Origin of the sequence: Azospirillum sp. A26, assembly GCF_042604635.1 — a bacterium.
Classification (GTDB): Bacteria; Pseudomonadota; Alphaproteobacteria; order Azospirillales; family Azospirillaceae; genus Azospirillum; species Azospirillum palustre.
On sequence record NZ_CP170476.1, the window covers coordinates 883,313 to 897,401 of the forward strand.

Annotated in this window: 12 protein-coding genes and 1 pseudogene; 5 read left to right on the plus strand and 8 right to left on the minus strand. The window is 68.1% G+C overall.

The genetic code is table 11. The features are described 5' to 3' along the window. Window positions 1–110 precede the first annotated feature (110 nt). Genes ABNQ39_RS34960 through ABNQ39_RS34970 form a run of 3 tightly spaced genes read right to left on the minus strand, consistent with a single transcriptional unit; the run spans window position 111 to window position 3,187 of the window. Window positions 111–875: an SDR family oxidoreductase gene (locus ABNQ39_RS34960; RefSeq protein ID WP_376967142.1), complete on the minus strand. Its 765-nt coding sequence runs from the start codon at window positions 873–875 to the stop codon at window positions 111–113. A gap of 17 nt (window positions 876–892) precedes the next feature. After that, window positions 893–2,092, minus strand: coding sequence for a mandelate racemase/muconate lactonizing enzyme family protein (locus ABNQ39_RS34965; protein WP_376966732.1), 1,200 nt, complete (start codon window positions 2,090–2,092; stop codon window positions 893–895). Window positions 2,093–2,149: 57 nt separating this feature from the next. Next, a complete protein-coding gene (locus ABNQ39_RS34970) occupies window positions 2,150–3,187 on the minus strand; it encodes an L-idonate 5-dehydrogenase (RefSeq protein WP_376967144.1) in 1,038 nt (345 codons plus the stop codon). Between the two features lie 720 nt (window positions 3,188–3,907). On the opposite strand from ABNQ39_RS34970, the gene ABNQ39_RS34975 reads away from it, so the two are divergent. The 4 genes from ABNQ39_RS34975 (at window position 3,908) to ABNQ39_RS34990 (ending at window position 8,465) form a co-directional block, all read left to right on the plus strand. After that, a complete protein-coding gene (locus ABNQ39_RS34975; protein WP_376967146.1) occupies window positions 3,908–4,948 on the plus strand; it encodes a 2-hydroxyacid dehydrogenase in 1,041 nt (346 codons plus the stop codon). 207 nt (window positions 4,949–5,155) lie between these two features. Then, window positions 5,156–6,565 carry an MFS transporter gene (locus ABNQ39_RS34980; RefSeq protein ID WP_376967148.1) on the plus strand — a complete coding sequence of 470 codons (1,410 nt, stop codon included), beginning with the start codon at window positions 5,156–5,158 and terminating at the stop codon, window positions 6,563–6,565. A 91-nt stretch (window positions 6,566–6,656) separates the two neighbouring features. Further along, window positions 6,657–7,619, plus strand: coding sequence for a DUF4862 family protein (locus ABNQ39_RS34985; protein ID WP_376967150.1), 963 nt, complete (start codon window positions 6,657–6,659; stop codon window positions 7,617–7,619). A 369-nt stretch (window positions 7,620–7,988) separates the two neighbouring features. Further along, window positions 7,989–8,465 carry an Lrp/AsnC family transcriptional regulator gene (locus tag ABNQ39_RS34990; RefSeq protein ID WP_098734844.1) on the plus strand — a complete coding sequence of 159 codons (477 nt, stop codon included), beginning with the start codon at window positions 7,989–7,991 and terminating at the stop codon, window positions 8,463–8,465. A 75-nt stretch (window positions 8,466–8,540) separates the two neighbouring features. Here ABNQ39_RS34990 and hpaE read toward each other — a convergent pair whose 3' ends face one another. Beyond that, complete coding sequence (gene hpaE, locus ABNQ39_RS34995) at window positions 8,541–10,064, minus strand: 5-carboxymethyl-2-hydroxymuconate semialdehyde dehydrogenase (RefSeq protein ID WP_376967152.1); 1,524 nt, start codon at window positions 10,062–10,064, stop codon at window positions 8,541–8,543. 336 nt (window positions 10,065–10,400) lie between these two features. On the opposite strand from hpaE, the gene hpaR reads away from it, so the two are divergent. Further along, window positions 10,401–10,823 (plus strand): homoprotocatechuate degradation operon regulator HpaR, encoded by a 423-nt coding sequence (gene hpaR, locus ABNQ39_RS35000; protein WP_376966744.1) that lies wholly within the window; start codon window positions 10,401–10,403, stop codon window positions 10,821–10,823. Between the two features lie 5 nt (window positions 10,824–10,828). Here the strand turns inward: hpaR and ABNQ39_RS35005 are convergent, their stop codons facing one another. The 4 genes and pseudogenes from ABNQ39_RS35005 to ABNQ39_RS35020 form a co-directional block, all read right to left on the minus strand. Further along, window positions 10,829–12,283 carry an NAD-dependent succinate-semialdehyde dehydrogenase gene (locus ABNQ39_RS35005; RefSeq protein WP_376966746.1) on the minus strand — a complete coding sequence of 485 codons (1,455 nt, stop codon included), beginning with the start codon at window positions 12,281–12,283 and terminating at the stop codon, window positions 10,829–10,831. A 28-nt stretch (window positions 12,284–12,311) separates the two neighbouring features. Further along, window positions 12,312–13,136 (minus strand): 4-hydroxy-2-oxoheptanedioate aldolase, encoded by an 825-nt coding sequence (gene hpaI / locus ABNQ39_RS35010; RefSeq protein ID WP_376966748.1) that lies wholly within the window; start codon window positions 13,134–13,136, stop codon window positions 12,312–12,314. Between the two features lie 20 nt (window positions 13,137–13,156). Next, complete coding sequence (gene hpaH, locus ABNQ39_RS35015) at window positions 13,157–13,960, minus strand: 2-oxo-hept-4-ene-1,7-dioate hydratase (protein ID WP_376966750.1); 804 nt, start codon at window positions 13,958–13,960, stop codon at window positions 13,157–13,159. A 15-nt stretch (window positions 13,961–13,975) separates the two neighbouring features. Continuing rightward, a pseudogene (locus ABNQ39_RS35020) lies at window positions 13,976–14,089 on the minus strand (5-carboxymethyl-2-hydroxymuconate Delta-isomerase); the annotation flags it as partial.

A 14,089-nucleotide genomic window follows, 5' to 3' on the forward strand; every position in this document is an offset into this window, starting at 1 on the left:
CTGGTTCTCTGGTTTATGATCACTCCAGTTGTTTAGGCATCCTTGACGGCCGAGTCAATCGCAGGCCCCGCCGGGCATTTCCACCCGGCGGGAGGGCGAGATCGGACGGATCAATAGACGGCCATGATACCGCCATCGACGAAGATCAGCTGTCCATTGACGAAATCGGAGGCCGGCGAGGCGAGGAACACCGCGGTGCCGACGAGGTCCGCCGGGTTGCCCCAGCGGCGGGCGGGCGTGCGCTTTTTCACCCAGCCGTCGAACTCCTCGTTCTCGATCAGCGGCTTGTTCATCTCGGTGACGATGTAGCCCGGACCGATGGCGTTGATCTGGACGTTGAACTCCGCCCATTCCGCGGTCATCGATTTGGTCAGCAGGCGGATGCCGCCCTTGGCGGCGGCATAGGGCGCCACGGTGACGCGGGCCTGCTCGCTGGTCAGCGAGCCGATGTTGATGATCTTGCCCGCCCGCCGCGCGACCATGCGGCGGCCCGCCTCGCGCCCGACGAGGAAGGCGCTGGTCAGGTTGGTGTCGATGACCTTGCGGAAGTCCGCCACCGGGAAATCGACCAGCGGGCTGCGGATCTGGATGCCGGCGTTGTTGACCAGGATATCGACGGAGATGCCCTGCTCGTCGAATTGGGCGAAGGCCTTCGCCACGGCGTCCTCGTCCGTCACGTCGAAGGCGGATTCATGGACGGTATAGCCCTTGTCGCGCGCCCTGGCGGCGGCATCGGCGAGGGTGTCGGGGTTGATGTCGCTGAGGATGATCGCGGCACCGGCCTCGGCCAGCCCTTCGGCGATGGCGTTGCCCAGCCCGCGGGCCGAGCCGGTGACGAGGGCGGTCTTCCCGCTCAGATCGAACATGGTCGTCATGGTGGTGGGTCTTCCGGTTAGAGGCTTGTGCGGCGGACGCGCAGATCGGGACGCTCGAAGACGGCCGGCAGCAGTTCGGTGCCGAGCCCCGGCCCTTCCATTGGCAGGACATGGCCGTCGACGATGCGGGGAACCTCGGTGACGAGTTCCGCGTACCAGCCGGTGTAGAAGGCCCGCACCGACTCCTGGATCAGCGTGTTCGGGTTCGACAGCGAGGAATGGACCGCGGCGACATAGGCGACCGGGCCGGTGCAGTCGTGCGGGGCGTAGGGGCGGTGGTAGGTGTCGGCGAGCGCCGCGATCTTGCGGCCCTCGGTCAGCCCGCCGGTCCACACCAGATCGGTCATCACCACGCCGATGGCGCCGGATTCCAGCATGTCCTTGTAGGGGAAACGCGATCCCAGCGTTTCCGAGGCGCAGATCGGCACGCTGGTCGAGGCGGCCAGCTCGGTCAGCGCATTGACCGAGTTCATGCGGATCGGATCCTCATACCAGGTGGGATCGTAGTCCTCCAGGACGCGGGCGATCCGCTTGATCGTCGGCAGGTTCCACAGGCAGTGGAATTCGACCATGATCTGCATGCGGTCGCCGACCGCCTTGCGGATCTTCTCGAACGGTTCGACGGCGCGCTTCATCTGCTCGGCGGTGATGAAACGGCCGTCGTTGGCGATGGCGGCAGGGTCGAACGGCCAGATCTTCATGCCGGTGATGCCCTGTTCCAGCAGGCTTTCCGCCAGCCGGCCGGCATCGCTCATGAAGCCGTTCAGATCCTCGTACGGCCCCTCGCTGGAGCCCAGGTTCCAAGTGTCGACCGGCTTGATCTTGTTGGAGCGCACATAGCCGTAGCCGGCGCAGGTGTTGTAGACCGGCACCCGGTCGTGGCAGAGCCCGCCCAGCATCTGGTGCACCGGCTGGCCGCAGACCTTGCCGAAAATGTCCCACAGCGCGAGGTCGATGGCCGACGCGGCGCGGTATTCGGCGCCGGTCGAGGACTGCGCCATCGGCAGGTTCACCAGTTCGCGGGCGTGGGCCTCGATGCGCAGCGGGTCCTTGCCGAGCAGGCGGCCGGCCAGCACGTCATGGATGTGCGCCTCGACCGCGCCGGCGCCGTAGAAGGTCTCGCCGAGGCCGATGATCCCGGCATCGGTGTGGACGCGGACCCAGACGACGTTGGAGAACTCGTCCGTCCTCAGTGTTTCCAGCTGCGTGATTTTCATGGAGCGCTCGCAAGGGAGGGGTGGGCTTGCGCCGTGCCGCGGCACGGCGCCACCGGATCAGAAGACGATCTGGACCTTCATGTTGCTGTTGCGGTCACGCGCCGCGGCGAACGCGTCGGCCGCCGCCTCGAACGGGAACTGCGCCGTGGCCAGCGGCGACAGGTCGACGCCGCCGGTGGTCAGGGCGGACACCGCCCAGGCGAATTCCTCGTGGAAGCGGAACGAGGTCTTGAACGTCACTTCCTTTGCCAGCAGCCGGTTCAGCGGGATCGGGGTGAGGCCGGGCGCCAGCATGCCGACCTGGACGACGGCGCCGCCGGGGCGGGTGCTGAGCACGCAGGTCTCCACCGCCCTGGCGCTGCCCGACGCTTCGAAGCAGACGTCGAAGCAGCCGCGGTCGGCCTGCCAGCGGTTGGGGGTTTCGCTGTCGGCCAGCACGTTGACGGTTTCATCGGCGCCGATCCGGGCGGCGATCTCCAGCGGCTTGTCGGACAGGTCGGTGATGGTGATGTGCTCCGCCCCCGCCCGGCGCGCGGCGACGGCGATCAGGCAGCCGATCGGCCCGGCGCCGGTGATCAGCACCCGCCGGCCGAGCAGGCTGCCGGCCTGCGCCACCGCATGGAGGGCGACGGCGAAGGGTTCGGCGAAGACCAGATTGGTGTGCTTCGTGTCGGCCGGCACCGGGAAGCACTGGAAGTCGCGCACCACCAGCGTTTCACGGAAGGCGCCCTGGACATGGGGGAAGCGCGAGGCGCTGCCGAAGAAGATCATGTTGGCGCAGAGATTTTCCCGGCCGCCCAGGCAGTGCGGGCAGGTCCGGCACGGCTTGCCGGGGTTGACGGCGACGCGGTCGCCGATCCTGGTCCGGGTGACGTCGGCGCCGACCTCGACGACATCGCCGCTGATCTCGTGGCCCAGGACCATCGGCTCCCGGACGTTGAAGTCGCCGACGCGGCCTTCGAAGAAATAATGGAGGTCCGAGCCGCAGATGCCGCCGGCGGCGATCCTGACGCGGACCTCTCCCGGCTTCAGCGCCGGTTCGTCGAGCGTTTCAAGGCGAAGGTCCTTTTGTCCATGCAGAACACAGCCGCGCATCTGGTCTCTCCTGAAAGGTAACGGCGCGCCGTCGCGCCTCGTGTCCGTGTGGTGTCCCGTGTGGGATGCGGTCCGATTGTCCGGCCCCGCGGACGCCCCGTGCCTTGCCGGGTCGCCCGGCAGCGGTGGCGGCGCGTATCCGGTAAAATGGACCAATATACGAATTGGTCTTCTGGTTTGATGATTATGCTGGTCGCGCGGACTTGTCAACACGGCGTGTTCGGACTTGGGGCTGGCGTCGTCGGAAAGGGGCAGCGGCGATTGCCGGCGTGCCGGGGGTATCAGGAAAAATTTAGCGTTCTATCAATGGGATGGGCGCGAGCGTCCAGGCGGAGATCCCTGTCGGGCCGGGGGCTCGGTCCATAAAGGGGCGGGAAGTCAAGGCGTTGCCCTGCGACCGTCGGTCGCACGTTGGCAAAACATTTTGTGCATCCAGCGTTATGCAGTTGACAGGCCCTCGTCCGGTGCACTATCCACTGGAATAGAAGACCAATGTACCAATTGCCCAATTTTCGGCGGCCGGTCCGGCAGGTGCCTTCGGGATTCGGGGCGGCATGGGGTGCCTTGCGCCGCCGCCCGCGATAAGAAGCACGCAGCATCCGGCCGGAGCGTGAGCGGACCGGAGCAGGGCATCGGATCCGGTCGGGCAATCAATCCATTCCGCTGGCCTCAGCGCTCCGTCGCTGCGGAATCCGGCGGGAAAACCATCGAGGGGGAACCATGAGTGCTATGCCCAAGGGGAAATCGCAGGCCGGCGGGGGCGCCGCGCCGCCCGTGTCCCCCCTCCGCGTGGTCATTGCCGACGCCAACTTCCTGCCCCACCGCGCCTTGATGGAGGCGCAGCTTCCCGCGGGCACCGTCGTGTCCTGGCATCCCGCCTTCGACGAGGCGGCGGTCGCCGCCGACCTGCCGGGCGCCGACGTCTTCGTCGGTCCGCGCTTCACCGCCGCGATGGGGGCCGCCGCCGACAGCCTGCGGCTGGTCCATGTCGGCGGTGCCGGCTATGACGGCATCGACGGCAAGGCGCTGCCCGCTGGCGTGCTGTGCGCCAACACCTTCTGTCACGAATCCTCGATTGCCGAATATGTCGCGGCGACCAGCGTCGTCATGCGCCGCCAGCTTTTGCAGCAGGACCGCGAACTGCGCCGGGGGCACTGGGATTCCTCCGTCTACGAATCGCAGCGCTCTCAATTGGGGTCGCTGGCCGGTGCCACCGTCGGCATCGTCGGGTACGGCCATATCGGATCGCATGTCTGGAAGCTGATGCGGGCGTTCGGCGCCTCCGGCGTCGCCGTCACCTCACGGCCTGCCAGGGCCGAAGGGGAGGGGTTGAACTGGGTCGCCGGCACCGACGGTCTCGACCGCCTGCTCGCCGAGAGCGACATCGTCGTGCTGTGCCTGCCGCTGCTGCCGGAGACGCGCCACCTCATCGGCAAGGCCCAGCTTGCGGCGATGAAGCCCGATGCCCTGCTGGTCAATGTCAGCCGCGGTCCGCTGGTCGATCCCGAGGCGCTTTACGACGCGCTGAAGGAGCGCCGCATCGGCGGTGCCGTCATCGACGTGTGGTACCAGTACCCGAACGGCGGCGCCCATGCCCAGCCGGCGGCGCTGCCCTTCGACACGCTCGACAACATTCTGATGACGCCGCACATCTCCGGCGTCACCACCCAGACCTTCCAGGGCCGCGTGCGCGACGTCGCCGCGAACATCGCCCGGCTGGCGGCGGGAGAGCCGCTGCGCAATCCGGTCAGCCCCCGCTGAACGCCGGCTGACACCGTCGCGGGCCTGCCCGGCGGCAAGCCCGGACGGGTCCAACCGTTGGGCCATTCGCTGGCGCCGCACCGGCCGGCTTGTCCATCGCCGGCACCCTCACGATCGCGCCCCTCATCGCGCGGCCCCTCATCGCGCGGTTCCGGCCGCGCACGCTCATTGCTCCACCGCTGCGGTGGTTGATGAAGGAAGCAGGACATGTCTCAGATATCCAGCTCCATCGCGGAAACCGAACGGATCGCCCGGGCAGATGCCCCTGCCGACGCTCCTGCCGCCACTCCTGCCGACGCCAAGAATGTGCGCCGCGCCGCGCTGGCGGGGCTTATCGGCACGATGCTCGAGAATTACGATTTCGTGATCTACGGCACCGCGTCGGCCCTGATCTTCAGCAAGCTGTTCTTCCCGACGATCTCCCCGGCGGCCGGCATCATCGCCGCCTTCGGCGCCTATGCCATCGGTTTCCTCGCCCGGCCGCTCGGCGGCCTCTTCTTCTCGCATTACGGCGAGAAGTTCGGCCGCAAATGGGTGCTGGTCACCACCCTGTTCCTGATGGGCGGGGCGACCTTCGCCATCGGCTGCCTGCCGACCTACGAGACGGCGGGCGTCTGGGCGCCGCTGCTGCTGGTGCTCTGCCGCTTCTTCCAGGGCTTCGGCGCGGGCGCCGAGCAGTCGGGCGGCGCCACGCTGCTGACCGAAACGGCTCCGCTGGGCCAGCGCGGCCGGCTGTCGTCGCTGATCATGGTGGGCGCCGCCTTCGGCACCGCGCTGGGCGCCGTCGCCTGGATCGGCGCACAGCAGCTTCCCAATGAAGCGCTGATGAGCTGGGGCTGGCGCGCGATCTTCTGGAGCAGCATCGTCGTCACCATCGCCGCCTTCGTCATCCGGCTGAAGCTGTCCGAAAGCCCGGTTTTCCTCGAACTCAAGAAGAAGGTGGACGTCAAGAACCAGGCTCCGCTCCGCGTCGTCGCGAAGCATGGCAAGAAGAACGTCATCAAGGTCATCCTGATGAACTGGGGCGTATCCACCCAGTCCTACACCTATCAGGTCTTCATGATCTCCTACCTGATCAATGTGGTGGGGGTCGATACGCACTTCGTTCCGCCGGTCCAGCTTGCCGCCGCCATCGCCGCCTCCTTCGCCGCCTTCCTGACCGGCAGCCTGTCCGACCGTTTCGGACGCCGGCGGATGACGCTGGTGCTGACCGGGATCCTCGTCGTCACGCCGTTCCTGGTCTTCCCCGGCCTCAACACCGGCTCGCCGGTCCTGATCACCGCCATCATCGTGTTCGGCTACATGGTCGCCGCCCAGGGCGTGACCGGCGTGCACATGAGCTTCTTCCCGGAGATCTTCGGCAGCCGCTACCGCTATGCCGGCGTGACGCTGGGGCGGGAGTTCTCGTCGATCATCGGCGGCGGCATCGCCCCGCTGCTGTGCGCCTCGCTGCTCGCCTGGTACGGCAATTCCTGGGTTCCGGTCGCGATCTACATGGCCGTCACCATGCTGGTGTCGTTCCTGGCCACCTACTCGCTGCCCGAAACCCTCGACCGCGACCTGAACACGCCGACGGATGCCGAATGGGGCGAAGCCCGGTCTTCCGGCCGCACCTGACCCGTGCGACGGCCAGTGCGGGGGGCGCGATCCGGGATTGCGCCCCCCGCACCCGTGAAAAACTGCCCGCGAGAGAGAAGAGTCGACAGCCATGACCACCGAGCATCGTTACAAGCCCCTCCGCGTCGTCGGCGCCTATGCCGCCCAGCCGGATGAGGCTCATGAGCGCAGGGCGTTTCTGGAGGAGGTTCTCTCTCTTCCCGGTGTCGACGGCCTGGAGATTTCCTGGGGCGCGCCCGGCTGGGAGCAGGATGCCCCGCTTCTGGCCGAGCTGCTCGGCAATCGAGGGGGGCGGGGAGGGCATGTGCTGACCCTGATCGGGGCTGCGGCGACGATGGCTGCCAAGGCTCCGTCCGTCGGCTTGGCCTCACCCGACCGCGATGGACGCGAGCGGGCGGTCCAACTGGTTGCGTCGGCCCGCGAGGCCGCCCTGGACTGCCTAGCGCGCGGGCAGCGCATCGTCGCCGTCGAGCTTCAGTCGTTTCCGACGCTGGCGCCGGCCGATGCCGGGCTGGGCGGCGAGGCGCTGGAGCGGTCGCTGTGCGAGATTCTGGCGTGGGACTGGGACGGCATCGCCGTCGTCCTCGAACATTGCGACGCCCGCACCGCGACCTTGCCTTGGCAGAAGGGCCTGCTTCCCCTCGGCATCGAGATCCAGGCCGTTGCGGCTGCCGCGGCAAAGTCGCCGACGCCCACGGGAATGGCGGTGAACTGGGGCCGCTCGGCCATAGAGGAGCGGGACGCGTCGGCGCCCGAACGGCATGTGCAGCGCCTGCGCTCCGCCGGCTTGCTGCGCGGCGTGATGTTTTCCGGCGCGACGGATCGCGATGGCGCCTACGGCATGGCCTGGAGCGACGTGCATCCGCCGCTCCGCGAGCAGATGCCCGATTCCGTCATGGACCGCTTCACGGTGGCGGCGACGCTCGACGCCGCCGGCAGCGGCCTGCTCTATGACGGCGTCAAGGTCGCGGTACGGCCGCCGCAAACCACCGTGAAGGACCGCATCGCCGCAATCCGCGGCACGCTCGCCGCACTCGATGGCACGTCGCCCTGACCACGTGTGAAGCGGAGAGAACACCGCGTTCGTTTTCGCAGGCCCTGACAGGGACGGCGGGTTGCGGTTTCCGCCTGTTCGGACAGGCTCGGGGGAGACGGGATGGTTTGCGAAGGGGCGGGCATGGCGCGGGTCTCCGATTACGGCATGGCACCACCCAGCCATGGCGCGGATCGGCGGGCGCTGCTTTGGCAGACTGAACGGCATTATCTTCTGTCGATGACGGAAAGCCCGGTGCTTTGTTCTGCCGAAAGAAAGCCACTCGGCCGTCGACAGGCGGGCGGTCCGTGTTAAGCTCCCCCGCCATGCCCGGCAGAATTATCTGCTGCCGTCGTTCCGCCCCCCGCCTTCGAACCGGATGGGTTCCCCATGAAGCTGGACCGCATCGACATCAAGATTCTGCATCAGCTCCAGAAGAACGGCCGGATCACCAACGTCGAGTTGGCCGAACTGGTAAATCTGTCGCCCAGCCCCTGCCTGATGCGGGTCAAGAAGCTCCAGGCGGAAGGCTACATCGAAGGCTACACGGCGCAGATCAATGTTAGCAAACTGGGGCAGACCCTGACCGTCTTCACCGAGGTGACGCTGAAGAACCACCGGCAGGTCGATTTCGCCCGCTTCCTGGCCGCCGTCAAGAAGATCGAACAGCTGCTGGAATGCCATCTGGTGTCCGGCGGCTACGACTACATGCTGAAGTTCGTCACCTCCGGCATCGGCGAATATCAGGAGATCATGGAAAAGCTGACCGACATGGACATCGGCATCGACAAATATTTCAGCTATGTCGTGCTGAAGTCGCCGATCGTGCGTGCCCACATGCCGCTGACGACGCTGTTCCAGATGTGATAGCGCGCGGGGGGCGGTGCAGCGGACGGATCGTCCGCCGCATCGCCCCGGCTTTCAACGCACGAACGCTGTGACTCAGGCGCCGAGCTTCGGCACCGTGTGGGTGTCGAGCGCCACGCAGATGTTCTTCGTCTCCATATAGAAGTCGAAGCTGTAGTCGCCGCCGTCACGGCCGATGCCGCTGGCCTTCATGCCGCCGAAGGGGGTAGGGAGGTGGCGGTTGTTCTCCGAATTGATCCACACCATGCCGGCATCGAGCTTCAGCGCCACGCGGTTGGCCCGGCTGACGTCGCGGGTCCAGACATAGCCGGCCAGCCCATAGGCGACGTCGTTGGCCACCGCGACCGCTTCCGCCTCGTCCTGGAAGGGAATGGCGGTCAGGACGGGCCCGAAGATTTCCTCCTGGGCGATGCGCATGCGGTTGTTCGCGCCGGTGAACAGCGTCGGACGGACATAGTTGCCGCCGCTGCCCGGCTCTCCGGCGCGGACGCCGCCGACCTTGACCGTCGCGCCGTCCTCCTGCGCGATGGTGCAATAGCTCAGAACCTTGTTCAGATGGCGCTCGTGCACCAGCGGGCCGACCTCGGTGGCGGGATCCAGCGGGTGGCCGACGCGGATGCGGGCGACACGCTCCGCCAGCCGGTCGACGAAGGCGTCATGGATGCCGCTCTGCACCAGCAGGCGCGAGGACGAGGTGCAGCGCTGGCCGTTCAGGCTGTAGATCATGAACACCACGGCGTCCAGCGCCCGGTCCAGATCGGCGTCGTCGAACACGATGACCGGGTTCTTGCCGCCCAGCTCGAAATGGACGCGCTTCAGCGTCGGGGCGCCCTGGGCCATGATGTGGCTTCCGGTGGTCGATTCACCGACGAAGGCCACCGCCTTGATCGCCGGATGCTCGGTCAGCAGCTTGCCGGCCTCCTCGCCCAGCCCGTTGACCAGATTGGCGACGCCGGCCGGCACGCCGGCTTCGGCCATGATCTCGGCCAGCAGCATGGCGGTCAGCGGGCTCCACTCCGCCGGCTTGTGGACCACCGTGCAGCCGGCGGCCAGCGCCGGGGCGATCTTCCAGGTCGACAGCATGAAGGGCGTATTCCAGGGCGTGATGACCGCCACCGGTCCCAGCGCCTGCCGGACGGTGAAATTCAGATGGTCCTTGGCCGGCAGCGACAGGCCGTTGGCGGCATCCGGCGCCCGGTCGGCAAAGAAGCGGAAATTCTCCGCCGCGCGTTCGGCGGCCTTGCTCATGAAACGGATCGGCTGGCCGCTGTCCAGGCTTTCCAGCACGGCGATCTCCTCCGCCCGCGCCAGGATGCCGTCGGCGACCCGGTGCAGGATGCGCTTGCGCTCGGTGCCCGGCAGGGCGGCCCAGGCGGGGAAGGCGCGCTGCGCCGCGGTCGCGGCGGCATCGACGTCGGCGGCGTTGCCGGCATGGACCCGGTTGATGATCCCGCTGTCGATGGGGGACAGATTGTCGAACAGCCGCTCCGACTGGCCGGGCACCTCCCGCCCGTCGATGAAATGGCCGAGCGGACGATCCCGGAACCGGGTCAGGAGCCGTTCCGCGGTTGCGAGATTCGTTTCGAAAGCGGATGCCATGGCGTTTCACTCCAGGTTTTGGTTGGCGCTTGTTGGGTGGTGCTATGCGGGGCCGGGATATGGCGGGCCGGGGGGTGCCGCGGGCGGCGCGCCCGGCGGAGAACTTGATTTGTTAATATTTAACATGTTATATAAATCGCGCTGCGGTGCTGTCAAGCGCTTTCCCTGCGCAGGGCCGCCGCGTTATGGTGCGGGAAACCTCCAGACATGCGTCTACTCTTTCCAGATGAGGCCGGAGCCTTGGGCAGACCTTCCAGAAAAGCCGCGGCGGCAGAACCCACAGGAGTAACCGGGCAGTCCGCTGGCGAGATGCGGGCCTTCCGCCGGTCCCTGCCGATGGCGCTGCTTAAGGCGCGCGAGGCGGTGATGGCGCGCTTCCGTCCGCTGCTGCACGAACATGACCTGACCGAACAGCAGTGGCGGGTGCTGCGCGCCCTGACCACGGCGGACGAGTTCCGTGCCGGCGAGTTGGCGCGGGTCAGCAGCATCAGCATGCCCAGCCTGTCACGCATCCTGCGCACGCTGGAAAAGCGCGGGCTGATCCAGCGCGGGATCGAGGACAAGGATTTGCGGGCGGCCCAGATCTCGATCACGCCGTCCGGCCGCGACATGATCGCGCTGATCGCCCCCCACAGCGAACGGCGCTATGCCGAAATCACCGAGGCCTTCGGCGCCGACCGGCTGGCGACGCTGTACGGGCTGCTCGACGAACTCGCCGATTGCCTGGGCGGTGCGGACGGCGGCGGCGAGGAGGAGTAGGGGGGCTACAGTCCCCCCATGCACAGATATTTGATCTCCACATAATCCTCGATGCCGTAGCGGGAGCCTTCACGGCCGTAGCCGGATTGCTTCACCCCGCCGAACGGCGCCACCGCGGTGGAGATCAGGCCGGTGTTGATGCCGACCATCCCGTATTCCAGCGCTTCGCCGACGCGCCAGACGCGGGCGTGGTCGCGGGTGAACAGATAGGCGGCGAGGCCGTAGTCGCTGTCGTTGGCGAGGCGCACGGCCTCGGCTTCATCGGTGAAGCGGATCAGGGGAGCGACCGGGCCGAAGATCTCCTCCACCGCCACCCGCATCGACGCAGTGACGCCGGTCAGCACCGTCGGCTCGAACCATGTGCCACCCAGCGCATGGCGCCGGCCGCCCACCGCCACGCTGGCGCCGGACCGGGTGGCGTCGGCCACCAGCTCCTCCACCTTCGCCAGGGCGGCGGCATCGATCAACGGCCCCTGCTGCACGCCGTCCTCGAGCCCGTTGCCGACCGTCATCGCGGCCACCGCCTCCGACAGCCGGGCGGCGAAGCGGTCATAGATGCCGTCCTGCACCAGGAAGCGGTTGGAACAGACGCAGGTCTGGCCGGCGTTCCGGTATTTGGAGGCCAGGGCACCGGCGACCGCCGCGTCGAGATCGGCGTCGTCGAAGACGATGAAGGGGGCGTTGCCGCCCAGTTCCATCGACAGCCGCTTGACCGTGCCGGCGCATTGCCCGATCAGCAGCCGGCCGACCTCGGTGGAGCCGGTGAAGGTCAGCTTGCGCACCGCCGGGCTGGCGGTCAGCACCGCGCCGATCTGCCGTGCCGGCCCGGTCACCACCGAAAAGACGCCGGGCGGGATGCCGGCGCGCTCGGCCAGTGCCGCCAGCGCCAGCGCCGACAGCGGCGTCTGTTCGGCTGGCTTGACGATCATCGTGCAGCCGGCCGCCAGTGCCGGCGCCGCCTTGCGGGTGATCATCGCCGCCGGGAAATTCCACGGCGTGATGGCGGCGCAAACGCCGACCGGCTCCTTCACCACGACGATGCGGCGGTCGGGCAGGGGGGACGGGATGACGTCGCCATAGAGGCGCTTCGCCTCCTCGGCGAACCATTCGACGTAGGAGGCGGCGTAATCGATCTCGCCACGTGCCTCGGCCAGCGGCTTGCCCTGCTCCCGCGTCATCAGCAGGGCGAGATCCTCGCGGTTCTCCAGGATCAGCTCGAACCAGCGGCGCAGCAGGGCGGCGCGGCGGCCGGCGGTTTCCGCCCGCCAAGCGGGGAAGGCGGCCTCGGCGGCGGCGATGGCGCGCGCGGTCTCCCCGGTGCCGCAGCGCGGGACATGGGCGATGGTGGCGCCGGTCGCCGGGTCGGTGACGGGGCTGCGCCCGCCGTCGTCGGCGTCGATCCAGGCGCCGGCCACGAAGCAGCGCTCGCGCAGCAGGGTGCTGTCGGTCAAATCGATCATGGATCTGTATCCTGCGGGGCTGGGGCGGTCAGTAGCCGCCGGGCGCCGGAGTGGCCGCCGTCGGAGAGGTCGTCGGCGAGGCAGATGGCTGGCGGAAGCGGGCGGCCAGGTCGGCGGCGGCGCGGGCGAACAGGGTGGTGTCCACCCCGACCCCGACGAACAGGGCGCCGGCCGCCAGATAGGCGCGGGCCAGCGTCTCGTCGGTCGCCAGCACGCCGGCGGCCTTGCCCGCCTTGCGGGTGCGGGCGATGCCGTTCTCGATGGCCGCGCGCACGGTCGGATGTCCCGGCTGGCCGCGCAGGCCGAGCGATGCCGACAGGTCGGCCGGGCCGAAGAAGACGCCGTCCACCCCCTCCACCGCGGCGATGGCGTCGAGATTGTCCAGGCCGCGGGCGGATTCCACCTGCACCAGCAGGCAGATCTCGCCGTCGGCCTCGTCCAGATAGCCGCCGATGCGGTTCCAGCGCGAGGCGCGGGCGAGCGCGCTGCCCACCCCGCGGATGCCGCCGGGCGGATAGCGGGTGGCGGCGACCAGCGCCGCCGCCTGCTCCGCCGTCTCCACCATCGGCACCAGCAGGGTCTGGGCGCCGAGGTCCAGCATCTGCTTGACGATCGCCGCGTCGCCGACCACCGGGCGGACGATGGGATGGCTGGGATAGGCGGCGATGGCCTGGAGCTGGGCCAGGATGCCGCGCAGGTCGTTCGGGGCATGCTCGCCGTCGATCAGCAGCCAGTCGAAGCCGGCCCCGGCCGCGATCTCCGCGCAGTAGGCGTCGGCCAGCCCGAGCCACAGGCCGAATTGCGGCTGTCCCGTCGCCAGCGCCCGCTTGAAGGTGTTTTCCGGGTTCTTCATCGATGCACTCCTTGGGATCTTTACACGAAGCGCAGCGCGATGGAGCCGAAGGGGCCGTAATCGGCATGGACCGTGTCGCCGGCCTTGACCGGCACCGGGCGGGTGAAGGAACCGGCGAGCACGACCTGCCCCGGCTCCAGCGCCACGCCATGCGGTGCGAAGCGGCGGGCGAGCCAGCAGATGCCGTTGGCCGGGTGGTTCAGCACGCCGGCCGCGACGCCGGTCTCCTCGATCACGCCGTTGCGGTAGAGCAGGGCGGCGGCCCAGCGCAGGTCGGTGTCCAGCGGCCGCATCGGCCGGCCGCCCATGACGATGCCGGCATTCGCCGCATTGTCGGAGATGGTGTCCATCACCTTGCGCGGGCGCTTGCTGTCGGGATCGACGCGATGGCAGCGGGCGTCGATGATCTCCAGCGCCGGAATGACATAGTCGGTGGCCGACATCACGTCGAACAGGGTGACGTTCGGACCCTCCAGCCGCGATTTCAGGATGAAGGCCAGCTCGACCTCCACCATCGGGGCGATGAAGCGGTCGATGGCGATGTCGCCGCCGTCGGGGAACAGCATGTCGTCGAGCAGGGTGCCGTAATCCGGCTCGTCGATCTGCGAGGATTGCTGCATCGCCCGGCTGGTCAGGCCGATCTTGTGGCCGATGACCTTGCGCCCCCCGGCGATCTTCGCCTCCACCCAGCAGCGCTGGATGGCATAGGCGTCCTCGATGGTGATGTCGGGGTGGTCGAGGGAAATCTGGCGGGTCTGGACGCGGGTCTTCTCCGCCTCGTGCAGGCGCGCGGCGGCGGCCCGGACGGCATCGGAACTGAGCATGGGGAATGCCTCGTCTCAAGCGGCCTTGTAGCGGCCGTGGATGTTGTTGTGCTTCCAGGTGCCGGCCTCGCTGAATTCCTGGATCTCCAGCGACAGGGCGAGGAAGCGGCTGGCGAAGAGCGCCGCGAA